Origin of the sequence: Clostridium collagenovorans DSM 3089, from assembly GCF_900130005.1 — a bacterium.
GTDB classification, from domain to species: Bacteria; Bacillota; Clostridia; order Clostridiales; family Clostridiaceae; genus Clostridium_D; species Clostridium_D collagenovorans.
Window position 1 is genome coordinate 102050 of sequence record NZ_FQXP01000011.1, and the last position, 15113, is coordinate 117162.

Genomic DNA, 15113 nt, shown 5'->3' on the forward strand with positions numbered 1-15113 from the left:
AGTTTTTAAATCTTTTAGTCACTTTTCTTTAAACATTTTTATGTATTGTTTAATTTAATACTACGAAAATCCATTTTAAATTCTATGGAATTTTTATAAAAGTAATATAAAATGTACTTCCTTCTCCTACCTTACTATCCACAGTAATATCTCCATTATGTGATTTAACTATTGATTTACTCAAGCAAAGTCCTATACCTATACTTGTTGGATTAAGTGAGTTTTGACCTTTATGAAATCTATTGAATATTTTTTTTATTTCACTTTCATCTATACCCTCACCATTATCTTTCACCCACACTCTAACTGTTATAGGTGTTTCTTGCACTCCAACTTCTATTTTTCCACCTATAGCTGTATGTTCTATTGCATTTTTTATTATATTACTTAGTGCTTCAGCTATCCACTTTCTGTCATGATATAAATACACTTCACTATCTGCTTTAAATATTAAGCTTTGCTTCTTCTCCTCTACCTTTACTAATAATGGATTTATACTCTCTTCAATTGTATTATTCAATAAGAACTTTTCTTTATTATAATCTACAATATTACTTTCAAGTCTAGCATACTTTAGAAGCGTTTTAACAAGCCAATCCATTCTATCTAATTGTTCCTTACTTAAAGTTATAAAGTTATCTACATCTTCATCTTCCATTTCTCTATGATCATTTAAAATTTCATTATACATAGATAGAGCCATTAAAGGTGTTTTTAATTGATGAGATATATCATTTATTATATTTTTTAAATTTAACTTTTCTTCTTTCAAAATATCTATGTTATTATATATTCTCTCTTCCATCATTTCAAATTTTACTATAAATTTATCTAAACTTCCTTTATACTTATAAGTTTTCTGGTTCTCTATATCCTTATTTTCAACTATATTTTCAGCCCTATGAGTTAATAAATTTATTTCTTTAAACAGTGGATCTATTAGATATATGATACCAACCACTAATACAATTAGTGTTATACACACTATTAATGTAATAATACTTATATACTTATTAGCTATATTGCCTATCAATGGATTATATTTATAACTTAAATTGTTACCATAAGAGTATAAGTTTAATATTTCTCTCCCATCTTTTATATTCTGCTCACTTCCATTAATTTTGCCTGTTATAACTGGTATAATATCCTGTAATAGATCCTTATCCTTAGAATTTATTTTTGATATTATAATTGAATTTTCTTCTATTGTTCTATTATTTACAGACTTTAAGGAAGTATAGTATATAAAAGATAATATTATAGCTTGAAAAGCTAAGGCTATGCTTATGTATAGTATAATTTTTAATCTTTCATCCTTATTCTGAAAGTCTATCAATTATTTCACCACCTTAGTATTCCATTTGTATCCAACACCTCTAACCGTAACTATAAATTGTGGATTTTTACTGTCTTTTTCTATTTTTTCTCTAAGTCTTTTTATATAAACACTGAGTGCATTATCATCAATAAAATTACCTTCTGCATCCCACAACTTCTCTAGAATTATATTTCTAGTCAATACATTAGGATAATTTTCCATAAACATTTGTAAAAGCTTGAATTCATTTAATGTTAGGTATATATCCTCTCCATGATTTTTAACAATATGTGCACCTTTATCCAATTCAATATTTTCACTTTTCATAATACTTATTTCTATTTCTTTAACCTCTTTACCTTTTCTTCTTAAAACAGCATTTATTCTAGATACTAATTCTTTTATTTTTACAGGCTTAGTTACATAGTCATCTGCACCTAAATCTAATCCTGTAACTATATTAGCTTCTTCATCACAGGCTGTCATAAAAATTATTGGTACATTACTCCCACTTTCTCTTATTTCACTGCAAAGCTCATAGCCATCTCCATCAGGTAACATTAAATCTAATAATATAATATCTATATCATCTTTGATTAATGTTCTTGCTACTTTTAAATTAATAGCATGCTCTATATTAAATCCTTCCTTTTTCAAGCTATATATTACAGCCAAAGCTACTGCTCTATCATCTTCTACCAATAAAACCTTTCTCATTATTTATCTTTAGTGAGAGATTGTATTGTAAGTACCAAACTCCCTCTAAATCCTCCCTTCCTTCTTATTATTTACTTTTTAGTATCTAACAAGTTATTATCTACTCTTTGTTTCTTATAAGTCCCATAGTGTCTGTATATTTTAATTTTCTTATAGGTAAGTAAACTCCTAAAATATTTATTATAAATAAAACACTACACCCCAAAATAGTTGCTCCTATTGGCATTCTGTTTGTAATTATTTCTGTGCTATACATTAATACTTTATATAATACACTTAAGACTGCATATGACAATATTATTGATGATGCACTGGCTATAAACCATTGTACTATTCCTTCAAGCATCAGGATTTTTTTTAGTCTCTTCTTATTTATACCTAAAGCAAGTAAAGTTCCTATTTCTTTACCTCTTAACTTTATATTTATATTTTTATTATTTATTAAATTAATTCCTCCAGTAATTATAATCAAAGATAGTACAACATACATATAACTAGAGCTAATTATAAGCTGATTTTTAGTTCTAACATTACTCAACTTATTATCTAAGTATGTAGCTTCAATTTTTCTTGAATAACTTTGTAAAATTTCAGTTGCTACATTTCTATCTATATTAGGCTTTAACTCTAATACAAAAATTATTGAATTTGGATCAATAATCTTATTCTCCTTGTTATTATAACCTGTAAATAGATCAAGATTTTCGTAATAAAAGTCTTTACTCACAACTAAATTTATATAATTATCACTACCATATCTCTTGCTATCAAATATCTTTTCTCCATTAATTGAATCTAAATATTTAAAGCTTATTTCTCTATTATTTTGTCTTATATCTTCAATTTCTTTTTGTACATCCTTTTGACTCCAATCATCTTTACCTGCTTTTAACTCTAAGTTAAGTTTATCACCTTTTTCTAAACTAAATATAGGTTCTCTAGCTACATTTACAAGGTTTTTCACAACTGCTCTATCTGCTATTAATACCCCATTTTCCTTAAAGTCTTCTAATGTTATATCTAGGTTTTGCACGGTTATTAATTCTTTTAAAGCCTCATCATCCATAATAATAAAATTTATACCATTACTATATACACATTGTTCTCCATCCTGATTAATACTCTTTTCCTTTATATAATACTGATTATCTCTATCCTTTATATATTTATTTAAACTTATATTTTTAAATATTCCGCTAACTAAACTACTTATCCTTCCATATATTTTCTCACTTATCTGCAAATCTTCAATTTCACCTTTATATTTATCTAATTCTTCATATGCATCATTATATTTTTTAGCGTATTTAACCGATATATCAATACTAAAATCTTTGATAATATTATTTTCTCTTTCAAAACTATTTAAAATATTATTTTTATATCCTGTGAATACTATAAAAGTTGATAATATTATAATAGATGTTAATGTAGTAATTATAAAATTTCTATTATTAGCTCTAATATTTTTATAAGCTAGCTCACCATTATATCCAAACAATCCTTTTATTATTTTAGATTTTCTTCCTTTAATATTTTTCTTTATAGCCCTTCCATTAGTTATTCCTTCTATAGGCGATATTGTACCTATATTTATTATTGGAATAATAGTAGCTAGGAATATATTAATTATAGTTAATACTACGGTTATTAGAATAACATTAAAATATATTTTATATTGTACTGTATACACAGTTGATTCAACTATTTGTTTAAAAAGAATATTTGAAATTCCATAGGAAAATATTTGCCCTATTATAATTCCAGGTACCAATGAAAATATAGCTAAAAACAAACTTTCTTTTATCAATAACTTTCTTATTTTACTTTTTCTTGCTCCAATACATCTTAGAATGGAAAATTGCTCTACTCTTTCTTTTATGGATACATTAATTGAACCATAGGTTAAAAAGGTGGTTAATACTAATATTATCCCGTATAAAATAACTTCTGTATTTTTAGAATCATTTTCTAAGTACCCTTCCCCTATATTTTTCTCTCCATAATGATAAAAAAGTACCTTATTAAAAATAAACTCTTTACTTCCTGTTCCTTTACTCTTGCTCTCGTTTACTTCTTTTATTCCTAGATTATTTGCTATATCTCTTATGATACTCGTTTTATCTTTTTCTGTTTTTACGGTAAAAGCTGTATTTATATTTTCATAGTTACTTTTTTCATCAAAATATGTAATCATATTAATTTCATATGTATTTAAAAAAGTATCATTAGTATATATACCTACTACCTTATATTCTTTTCCACCTAATTCTATTGTATCTCCTATATTTCTATTTAAGACTCCTGTTCCTAAATCATCTATAATTACTTCTCCATATTTCTCGGGAAATCTACCTTTTTGCAGTTTAACTATGGGAGAAAATAATTCATTTAATATAATTTTGTCTACTGCACTTAATTTTATTATTTTTTCTCTATCTTCACCAACTTTAATTCTAGATGAAAAAACCTCACTATATACTCCTATTGTTTCTACAAGTACATTATTTTTTAATAATTCAACTTCACCTTTAGATATGCCTTTAAAAACAACATCATAATTACCATTATTATTTTTAGCATATAAAATGTTTATATCTCTGTAATATTCTTGGATAAAACCCACAGTTGTAAATAAAATTACACTTAGAATTATTCCTAATATAGTTGATAAATTTCGTCGTTTATTTACTTTAAATTGTTTATTTACTATATCACCATATTTTTTAATAGGACTCACCTCTTTTAACTGCTAATTACTTCTCCATCTTTTATAGTAATAACTCTATCAGCCATCTGCGCTATTTTTTCATCATGTGTTATTACTACTAAGGTTTGTTTATATTTTTTAGTTGTGTATTTTAATAATTCCATAATATCCATAGCTGTTTTGGAATCTAAATTTCCTGTAGGCTCATCTGCTAAAATTATAGAAGGTTTATTAGCAAGTGCTCTTCCTATTGCAACTCTTTGCTGCTGACCACCTGAAAGTTCTGAAGGTAAATGATTTACCCTATCCTCTAGGTGTAGCATTTTTATAAGTTCATTTTTAAACCTTACATCCATTACCCCGTCATCTAAAAGTACTGGCATTTCAATATTTTCCTCTACTGTAAGAACAGGAATTAAGTTATAAGTCTGAAATACAAATCCCAACTTTCTTAAACGCAATAATGATATTTCATCTTCATTTAAATCATTTAAGTATATGTCATCTATGTATATGTCTCCACTAGTAGCCCTATCTACACCTCCAATTACGTGTAACAGTGTAGATTTACCTGAACCTGATGCTCCAACTATAGCAATAAACTCTCCATTTTCTACAGTTAAATTTATATTTTTTAAGGCCTCTATTTTATTATTTCCTTTGCCATAATCTTTACTAACATTTATTACTTTAATAGCGCTCATTATTAACTCCTTAAACTTCTTATATAATACTTTTTAACTATATTATGATTTTAAAATTTCTACAACATACCTATTTTAATATTTTGTATTAGTTAGTTTTGAATATAAATAAAAAGTTGGCCTTAGCCAACTTTTTATTTATATTAATTTTTAATATCTTTTTTCATAAATACTACAAATGATATTATTAAAAGTACCACTGAAACTATGATTAATTGAATAGCCCCTTGATTATACTGCATTAGTATACCAAATCTTTCTGATAAAGCTTGCTCTGTAAACGGAACTAATCTAAAGTAAGAAGCATTTATATAAGGTAATAATGTTTTTACTATCCATGTTTGTTTCATACCAACTAACAAATCTGTAACAGGAGCTATACCTAAATAAAGCACTGTACTTATTGCAACTGCTAAAGCTGTATTCTTTGATAATGTTGATATTGTTAAAACTAAAGATGATATAAATACTAAACTTGAAGATGAAATAACTATTTTAGGAAGTAAATACTTGATATATTCTACCCTAGTTATACTACCATTTATTGTTTGTAATAATGGAGTTTTGTAGGTTTCAAAGCCAAATACAGCTCCTGTTGAAATATATAATATACCAATTCCTAATATAACAATTGAAAATCCAATTATTAAAACAGCTAATAACTTTGATAATAGTACCTTCCATCTTGAAACAGGTCTTATTAACAATAATCTTATAGTTCCTTGTGAAAACTCTGATGCTACAATTCCTCCACCAATTATAATAACCATTATAACTGCTAAAATCATATATATTTCATAAGTTCCATCTAATACACTTCTAGCATCTCTTATGTCATTTAAAGCTGGAATATTATTTTCTAGTCCATACCATACTTCATTTATCTTATTTATTCTTTGTTCTTTCTTTTCATTATAATTCTTAACATAGTCATCATATGTCATAGAATACCCTTGTTGAGTAGCTATTGAACTATACTCAGTCTCTGTCATTAAATTAATTCTTAACTCTTGAATTTCCTTTTCAATAGTATTTATTGAGTTATTTTTCCAGTTGTTTAAGTCATAATCTATTTTATTTTTTAATCTAAACTCTATTATCTTTTTATCTTCTTCAAAATTCTTAATTGAACTTTCTGCTGATTTTGCTTGCTTTTCTAATTGTGCTAATTTTTCCTTTCCTTCTTCATCCTTAGGATTTTTAGCTTTTAACTTTTCATAATCCTCAATAGTCTTTTTATTTAAATCTATAAATCCTTGCTTTCTTTTTAACTCTTCTTCAGTATGAGCCATATAATCATTATTAGTTATAATACTTTTTATTTTCTCTTTTTGAGATATTAAAGCTGTCTCAACTTCTTTCTTTTTAGCCAAAGTCATTTCATAATATGCTGAAACCTCATCAGTGCTTGCACTCTGTAAGTTCTCAATTACTACTTCTTGATTGTATCCTTCTAATACAAATTCTATAGCTGCTAAATCATACGCTGCATCTCTAAAATTTTCTGCTTCAATTCTTCTCCAATCATCAAATCCAATTTTATAATCTACATATAACTGCCAATACTCTTTCTCAATCATAGCATACTGATATGACATTTTTCCCTTTTGAGTTTTATCTTCCTTAGATTGTTCCATCATCTGATTGGCTTGTTCTACTAAAAACTTATTGCTTTCTAAAGCACTATTGCTATATCTATCAACCGGCATTTTCTTAATAAACATTGGTAGTACCATAGCTGTTATTAATATTAATGCAAAAATTATTTTTATACTAGGTTTTTTAAATTGCTTTACTAGTTCATTATATGTTAAACTTACTATTTTCAAATTTTTCATCCCCTTTATCTAATTTGTTCCTTAGAGCCCTTAGTCACTTCCATAAACTCGTCTTCTAAAGTTTTAGTCATCATATTAACTACATATAAAGTCATATCATTTAAGATTATTTCTTTATTTATTTTCCCTAATTCTTCTCGTTCACAACTTACTTTTACTGCATTATCTAAAATTTCTACATCTAAGTTAGGATATTTTTTACTTATAACACTTATAGCCTTTTCATTATCACTAACTTCTAACTTATAAAACTTCTTAGTTGCTGACTCATCTTTCTTGATATCGCCGATAGTTTTAATATCTATTATTTTTCCACCATCAATAATACCAAATCTATCACACATAAGCTCCATCTCAGTTAAAAGATGGCTTGATACCATTACTGATAGCCCCTCTTTTTCAGCTAAATCTCTTAAAGTTTCTCTAAGTTCCTTTATACCCATTGGATCTAAACCATTAGTAGGCTCATCCAATATAAGTAACTTAGGATTATGTAAAAGAGCTTGAGCTACACCTAGTCTCTGTCTCATACCTAAAGAATACTTACTAACCTTATCATCTATTCTGTTTCCAAGCTTAACTAAATCAACAACTTCATCTATTCTCTGCTTGGTTATTCCCCCATGCATCCTTGCATAAAGTCTTAAGTTGTCTCGTCCACTTAAATATCCATACATCTCAGGGTTTTCTATTATTCCTCCAACCCCGTTTAAAGCCTCCTCAAACTGCTTTCTAACACTTTTGCCATCTATATATATTTCACCTTTGCTTATACTGTATAACCCTGTAATCATCTTTATAGTTGTAGTTTTTCCAGCACCATTGGGTCCTAAGAAACCAAATATCTCACCTTCATTAATTTTAAAGCTTATATCTTCAACTAAAGTTTTATTCCCCATAATTTTACTAACATTCTTCAGTTCTAAAACGGTTTTCATATTTCTTACCTCCTTGTTTGCTCTTCCTGATATTTAGTATTTTATTCTGTGTAACTTACAATTATCTTATTCTAATCTTACTTTTTGATAACAAATAAAATCTATCTTATTAAATCAAAAATAAAGCAAAAAAAATCTAAATGTGATTTTACGTTACACTTAGATTTTTCTTGCTTTTATTTACATTATATTAATCTTATATTAAGAACTTAATTCTTAGTACTTACCCTATTTATAGTATCAGTTATCCTATATATGTAATTTAAAACTTCTCTCACTACATATATGGATATATTATAATCTTCTTAATAATTAAACTTAAAAATATATTTTTTATAAGGTAATACTTACATACTCACCACTTTGTGATTCAACTTCTACAATTCTTAAGCCCCTATACTCTCTCAAAGTTCCCTTCAAGCCCTTAAAAAGCTCTATAGCAATTTTCTTTTGTTCTTTACTAAAACTCTCATTTGGAATACACCTTATTATTATACTTCCCATAGCTAATGGAACTGGTAAAGTTAATTTAAGCCTTGCTTCTTTGCTTCTTATAGAAATTCTCATTTTAAAACCCCTAACTTATTCCTATTTTAACTATATCACCTTGACTAGAACTTATATCTACTATATCCCCCATAACCTCATTATCTAAGCATGATACTATGGTATTCATTATTTCATCAATATCAATTCCCTCCATACCTTCAATGGATGTTGATATAGGTAATTTACCAGTAAGTTTTATGACTTCTTTAATCACTTTAATTGGAAGCTGTATATTAACTCTATCTCCCTCATTACTTAAAATATTAACTCTGAAAAACTTATCATCATATAGTTTTGCAGGTACAATATCAGTATTTTTTGATGAACTTTCTAAAGCTTCAATTATTTCCTTAGCTTTATCAACAGAAATTTTCCCCTCTTCAACCATTTTTAATACTGTAACAACCTCTTCATTCATAATAATCCCTCCAATTTTAATCCTTTAATTTACTAATTGCTTCATCAACTGAAATATCTCCCTTTTCTAAGGCAGCTAAAATATCCTTACTTTCTTGTTTAGTTTTAGTTTCTTTTACCGAATATCCTAAACTTTCAATTACTTCATCCAATTTTGCCCTAACTGTTGGATATGAAATTCCCAAATCCTTCTCAACTTCTTTTATACTTCCTCTACATTTTATAAAAGTCTCAACGAAATATAACTGCTCACTACTTAAATAATCAAATTTAGATAATTCAAATTCATTTTCTATAACTGTATTACAACTATTGCATTTTAATTTTATTGCTTTTAGCTTATTAGAACATACTGGACAGCGACTTAATATTTTATACATGAAACTCCTCCTATCTTTAATAATAATATACACCATCCTTCAAATAATGTGAAGAGTTTTATTGAATATTTTAATATTAAAATTAATATTATTAATTTATAGTCAGACATTCAATTGATTTTATTAATCTTATGATTAATTTTAATGATATTCCTATGTGATTTATATATTAAAGCAAATATTACGACGATATATTATCTATTTATTAAATCTAATTAATAAATAAAAAAAGACCTAATATTTTATATACTAAAATATTAGGTCTTTTTACTCTCTTTTCGTCTTTTATCATTGAAGAAGTTTAAATTCTTTTTGACTTAGCTAATAAGACTACATTTCCCATAGTTGAAAAAGCCATAACTACTCCTATGCCGGCTAAAATATCTCCAATAGAATACATGCCTTTACAAGGAAAAGTTAAATAATACTTGTCAGTTAAAAATTCATACTTTACTTCTTCACTTAAAGCTATATGCCTGTAATCTTCTACTATCTCACCTTGTACAGTACTTACGGGCATTTTACCATAATTTTTTTCTACAACTATTAAATTCAGTGTTAGTCCCACTGCACCTAATAATGCTCCTGTAATAATTATTAATACCATTATATTTATTGCAAGCTTGTGATTTTCATTTTTAACTATAGAAAAAATTAAAATACTAAAAATAATTGATATTAGAAATAACTTGACTACTAAATTAAAATTCATAATTTTTACCTCTCTATTTCATATTTTCAATTATTTTAGCATCTATTAAAAATTAAAACTATAGATTTTATGCACTATACCAACTTCTATAATTTTTTATAAAACTTCAAAAGTTACTTTAATATATATTCTAAATATTTCTTTACTTCCATGCAACTATAAGAACAGTGTTTTTATCTTCACCTTCATTAAAAAATTCAACTTTTTCAAAACCAGCCTTTTTAATTAACTCTATTTCATGTTCCAAAGTTAAAGGAGTATCAAAGTGAACAAAATATTCTTCTGAAAGTTTCTCTTTCTCCCTTCTAATATCACTTTCTAAGAATAATAAATCTTCTATTTCTTGAGTCCTTGCAATATAATCGCACTCAATATAACATCCACCATTTTTTAAACTACTATATAGTTTTCTAAATACCTCAATTTTCTTTTCTGGTCTAAAATGATGTAATGTTTGAAAGGATATTGCTGTATCAAAACAACCTTCTCCAAACTCCGTAGTAAAATAATCACCACAAATTAGCTCTGTATTTTTGTCTTTATACTTATTTTCAAGTTTATCTAACATACTCTTAGCTAAGTCAATTCCTGTAACCCTAATAGCAGGAAGATGTTTAAAAATTTCTTCTAATTCTAATCCTGTACCACATCCAATATCAAGAAGTTCTTTAGTATTTTTAGGAATAAGTTTTCCCATAACTTTATAATACTTATCCCAAGATTCCATATGTTCATCATAAGTCTCAACCCTTTCTTCAAAAAATTGATCCATAGACTCTAGTTTTGTATCCCTTGTTTCTTCAAGCCATGATTTAAGTTCTTCTAGATATTCTTCATATTCCTTTTCCATAATTATCCCCCTAAATTATGCAAACATATTATTATATATTTGATTTTAATTTTTGACTCTTAAAATTCATTTGTTTTATATTTATAATTATAATCAAGCTAATACATCTTAAAACCTAATAAACTTTTCTGAAGTAAAAAAGAGTCATAGAATTTATCTATGACTCTGCTTGAATTTTTTCTTTCTTTTTTAACTCTGTAACTACTCTTTGGATACTTTTCTCTGATAGATAGTACTTTTTAGATAATTCCTTAATACTTTTACCAGATTTATTTTCAAAATAAATTTGATTATTTCTATTCCTTATTTCTTTTTTTGTATTGGTGTTTTCTCCCCAACTTTTCTTATTGCTCTCTAGTCTAGGAATATAAATATATTCTCCATCTATATATGATTGAATAACTTCTATAACCTCTCTTGGTAAAATATCACTTGCTTTAATATAGCCCATTTTTGCCTCCTAAAATTTTATAGGAATATGACAAAGGCTATTAAAATTTTGCAATAGCCTTTGCTATACAAAAATAATTAGTTTTCTCATACATTCTTCAACTCCTTTATATTAATTATTTTTCATATTATTTTTATTAATATACATTTGTTTATCAGCACATATAATTACCTTATCAAAATTATCCTCACTGTTTTTAAATAAGCTATATCCATATGCCACACTTATGTTTGTATCTATTATCTTACTATATCTACCTAAAACTCTTTGAAAGTTTTCCAACTCTTTAATTAATTCTTCTTCACTAATATCCTCTTCTAAAATTACTACAAATTCATCTCCACCGACCCTAAAAATATTCTTATTATTCTTAAAGGCTTCTTTAAAAGCATTAGCTAAAGATTTAATTAAGTTATCCCCTATATGATGACCTAAGCTATCATTAGTTTGTTTCAAATAATTTAAATCAAAGGAAATATACCATAAGGATAATACATTTTCTCTTTTTGTTCTAATTTCATCGAGCTTTTCTTCATAAGCAGTTCTATTTTTAAGTCCTGTTAATCCATCAGTATATGCCATCTTATAATACAAATCTTGTAACTCAAGTTGTATTTCTTGCTTCTCCAACTGAGCAGATAAAATATACTCTTTTTCTTTTCTCTTATATACCTCTTTTGTAAGAACCATTATCCTAAAAATCACCATATAAGTTACAATGACCAGCACACAATATAGAATAGCTATGGGTAAATACTCAATTCTTTCAACTATATAAGTTGGATATGCAATAAATGCGTATAACATTATATAATATAAAAATGATAGTGCTGAAATAACAATCCATCCACTTGATTTAATTGTCATTAATTCATGATATCGTTTAGAAACTAATTTGGATATACAACCAATTAATATTAACATTAATATTTGCAAAAATATTTTTACAATTTTATCTATATTTATTAAATAACTAAATATATCAACTAAAAAAAATATAACTGCTGTAATATTATCTACCATTGAGAAAGTTAACAAGAACCTTCCATCCTTATACTCTGAAAACAAATAAAATATTGCCAAACTAGGAATAGTAACTATTATTAAAAATAATATTGGATTTCTAAAACCATATATTAATGCCAAATTAGAAATTAATATCATAGTTAAAACACTTATCCCAACAATAGAAATAGACTTTTTCTTTGGTTCCTTCCATTTCATCAAATAATAATAAGGTATAATATTACGTACTAATGTAATCAAAATGTCTACGAAGCTCATGTTTCCCCTCACTTTTATCTAGCCTACAATTTATAATATATAGGCTTACCGTTCTTTTAATAACTTCAAAAATATGATTGATCTAATAATACTATTTGAAAATTAAAATCATTATTTTAAAAAAGTACATGTATTGAAACTAACTTCTAATACATGTACCTTATTATTTTTTATTTATATAAAACTATATTATTCATATGAATTTCTACATTATTATACATGTTTTTACACGCTTATACAACTTTTCTCAGAATATTTATTTATCAATATTTATTATTAAGAGTACTTATTATTCTATAAAATTAAAAGAACTAAAAAATAATAATATATACTTTAAGTTATTTACTAAAAATATCACTGATAGTTATTATATTTCTTATTAAATAGTTCCTTATTAAGTACGAATGTTCAAATTACTAACATATAATTTATCTACATTAATTATTTATTCCCTTAATTCTTTTAGTTTAGCTAATACATCATAATATTCTTTTTCATATTCAACTTTTTTATCAGCATTAGTTTCTAAGCACAACATAGAAATTAACTGACTTTGCTTATTTTCTAAAATTAAAATTTCCTCATTTTTTTTATTGCAAGCTAAAGTTAGCTTTTTATTGTTTTTACTTTCCATATACTCTCTATAGCTTCCATTGAACTCTTTAATTTTTAAGTTCTTAATTTCAATAACATAATCACATACTTTCTCTATAAATGCTCTATCATGAGAAACTATAAGCATAGTCTTCTCAGTATTTCGCAATGCTTCTTCAAGTGCCTGTAATGAAGTAATATCTAGATAATTAGTAGGTTCGTCTAAAACTAAAAAGTTATTGTCATCTAAAATTATTTTACAAAGTGCTACTTTTACTTTTTCACCACCACTTAATAAGTTTACTTTTTTATGTACATCAGTACCCTTAAATCCAAATAAGTTTAAATTTATCCTTATAAAGGTTTCATTAAAGGATGATGATACTTTTATATTATCTAAGATACTTTTGTCTTCCTTCAATATTTCTTGACTTTGATCAAAATATCCTATTTTAACCTTAGGATTTGTTCTAATTGATGAATTATTATTTCTTAGAATCTCCTTTATTAAAGTAGTTTTTCCACATCCATTTTCACCTAATAAAGCTATCTTTTTATTTCTCTTAATCTTAAATGAAACATTATCTAACAACTTTTTCCTCTGTGCGAGAAGTGTAAAGTTATTTACTTCTATTAAATTCTTACTTACTATTTCAAGACCATCTTTTATACATATTTTAATTTCTGCTATATCCTTAGGCTTTTCCTTTACTTCTAATTTATCTATTCTGCTTTGTATAGATTTAACATTTCCATCTAAATTTTTCTTTCCTCTTTGATCCCCCATTTTATGAAGTCTAGCCTCTGAATTCCCCATTCTTTTAGGCGCTTTTTTTATATTATCTCTTGAATTAATTTTTTTAATCTTGGCAGATTCTAATCTCTTTTTTTCTGAAATATATTGCTCAAACTCAAATTTTTCTCTTTCTCTTTCCTTTGATTTTAAGTGTGTATAACTCGTATAATTTCCGTTATACACACTTAACTTTCCATTATCTATTTCAACTATTCTATTACACAATACATCTAAAAAGTTTCTATCATGTGATACTAGTAGCATAGCTCCATTATACTTTTTCAACATAGATTCTAATATATTTATGCTTTCTTTATCTAAATTCGCAGTAGGTTCATCTGCTATTATTAACTTCTTTTCTTCTTTAAATGCATTTGCTATTCTTAATTTCACCTTTTCTCCCCCCGATAAATAATCTGCAAATTTATCGGGAGCCTTTAACATACTTTTTATCTTATTATCTTCTAATAAAAAATCTAAATCCTCACTTTGAGTAATATATGAATAACTATTAGTTAAATATATTTGTCCTTCATCTATTTCTATTTGTCTCGTTAAAGCCTTTATCAATGTAGTTTTTCCTGCTCCATTGGACCCTACTAAGCCTATTTTTTCATTTTCTAGAATCTCAAATTTATCTATATCTAAAACTAATTTATCCGAATAATATTTTTTTAATTTATCTATCATCACTAATTGCATAAAAAAATCCCTCCTTAATTGTACTCAAATATAAGGAGAGACTATTATAATAATAGGCACGCTAAATAAAAGTAAAAAATATAATTTACTCTCCTTAATTTAAGCACTATAAATAAACCTATAAAATAGGTTTTTAAAATTTATAATACT

At 26.0% G+C, this 15113-nt stretch carries 14 protein-coding genes; all 14 read right to left on the minus strand.

Annotated elements, in window-relative coordinates; translation table 11 throughout:
- Nucleotides 1-82: 82 nt before the first annotated feature.
- A complete protein-coding gene (locus BUA48_RS12980) occupies nucleotides 83-1339 on the minus strand; it encodes a sensor histidine kinase (RefSeq protein ID WP_072832495.1) in 1257 nt (418 codons plus the stop codon).
- Nucleotides 1340-2038, minus strand: coding sequence for a response regulator transcription factor (locus tag BUA48_RS12985; RefSeq protein ID WP_072832496.1), 699 nt, complete (start codon nucleotides 2036-2038; stop codon nucleotides 1340-1342).
- Between the two features lie 100 nt (nucleotides 2039-2138).
- Complete coding sequence (locus BUA48_RS12990; protein ID WP_084666338.1) at nucleotides 2139-4778, minus strand: FtsX-like permease family protein; 2640 nt, start codon at nucleotides 4776-4778, stop codon at nucleotides 2139-2141.
- Between the two features lie 5 nt (nucleotides 4779-4783).
- Entirely contained in the window at nucleotides 4784-5452 is a 669-nt protein-coding gene (locus BUA48_RS12995; protein ID WP_072832497.1) for an ABC transporter ATP-binding protein, read from the minus strand.
- A gap of 143 nt (nucleotides 5453-5595) precedes the next feature.
- Complete coding sequence (locus BUA48_RS13000) at nucleotides 5596-7281, minus strand: ABC transporter permease subunit (protein WP_072832498.1); 1686 nt, start codon at nucleotides 7279-7281, stop codon at nucleotides 5596-5598.
- Nucleotides 7282-7295: 14 nt separating this feature from the next.
- A complete protein-coding gene (locus BUA48_RS13005) occupies nucleotides 7296-8228 on the minus strand; it encodes an ABC transporter ATP-binding protein (protein ID WP_072832499.1) in 933 nt (310 codons plus the stop codon).
- Between the two features lie 333 nt (nucleotides 8229-8561).
- A complete protein-coding gene (locus tag BUA48_RS13010; protein ID WP_072832500.1) occupies nucleotides 8562-8795 on the minus strand; it encodes a hypothetical protein in 234 nt (77 codons plus the stop codon).
- Nucleotides 8796-8805: 10 nt separating this feature from the next.
- On the minus strand, nucleotides 8806-9195 hold the full coding sequence (locus BUA48_RS13015; RefSeq protein WP_072832501.1) for an SHOCT-like domain-containing protein: 390 nt from the start codon (nucleotides 9193-9195) through the stop codon (nucleotides 8806-8808).
- Nucleotides 9196-9211: 16 nt separating this feature from the next.
- The gene (locus BUA48_RS13020) at nucleotides 9212-9574 is read right to left on the minus strand and encodes a DUF2089 domain-containing protein (RefSeq protein ID WP_072832502.1); all 363 of its coding nucleotides are present in this window, start codon (nucleotides 9572-9574) and stop codon (nucleotides 9212-9214) included.
- A gap of 301 nt (nucleotides 9575-9875) precedes the next feature.
- Complete coding sequence (locus BUA48_RS13025) at nucleotides 9876-10286, minus strand: DUF5317 family protein (protein WP_072832503.1); 411 nt, start codon at nucleotides 10284-10286, stop codon at nucleotides 9876-9878.
- A gap of 142 nt (nucleotides 10287-10428) precedes the next feature.
- Nucleotides 10429-11136, minus strand: coding sequence for a class I SAM-dependent methyltransferase (locus tag BUA48_RS13030; protein ID WP_084666340.1), 708 nt, complete (start codon nucleotides 11134-11136; stop codon nucleotides 10429-10431).
- 157 nt (nucleotides 11137-11293) lie between these two features.
- Nucleotides 11294-11587: a CD3324 family protein gene (locus BUA48_RS13035; protein ID WP_072832504.1), complete on the minus strand. Its 294-nt coding sequence runs from the start codon at nucleotides 11585-11587 to the stop codon at nucleotides 11294-11296.
- A 111-nt stretch (nucleotides 11588-11698) separates the two neighbouring features.
- Entirely contained in the window at nucleotides 11699-12871 is a 1173-nt protein-coding gene (locus BUA48_RS13040) for a GGDEF domain-containing protein (protein ID WP_072832505.1), read from the minus strand.
- A 445-nt stretch (nucleotides 12872-13316) separates the two neighbouring features.
- Entirely contained in the window at nucleotides 13317-14963 is a 1647-nt protein-coding gene (cplR, locus tag BUA48_RS13045; RefSeq protein WP_072832506.1) for an ABC-F type ribosomal protection protein CplR, read from the minus strand.
- Nucleotides 14964-15113 lie beyond the last annotated feature (150 nt).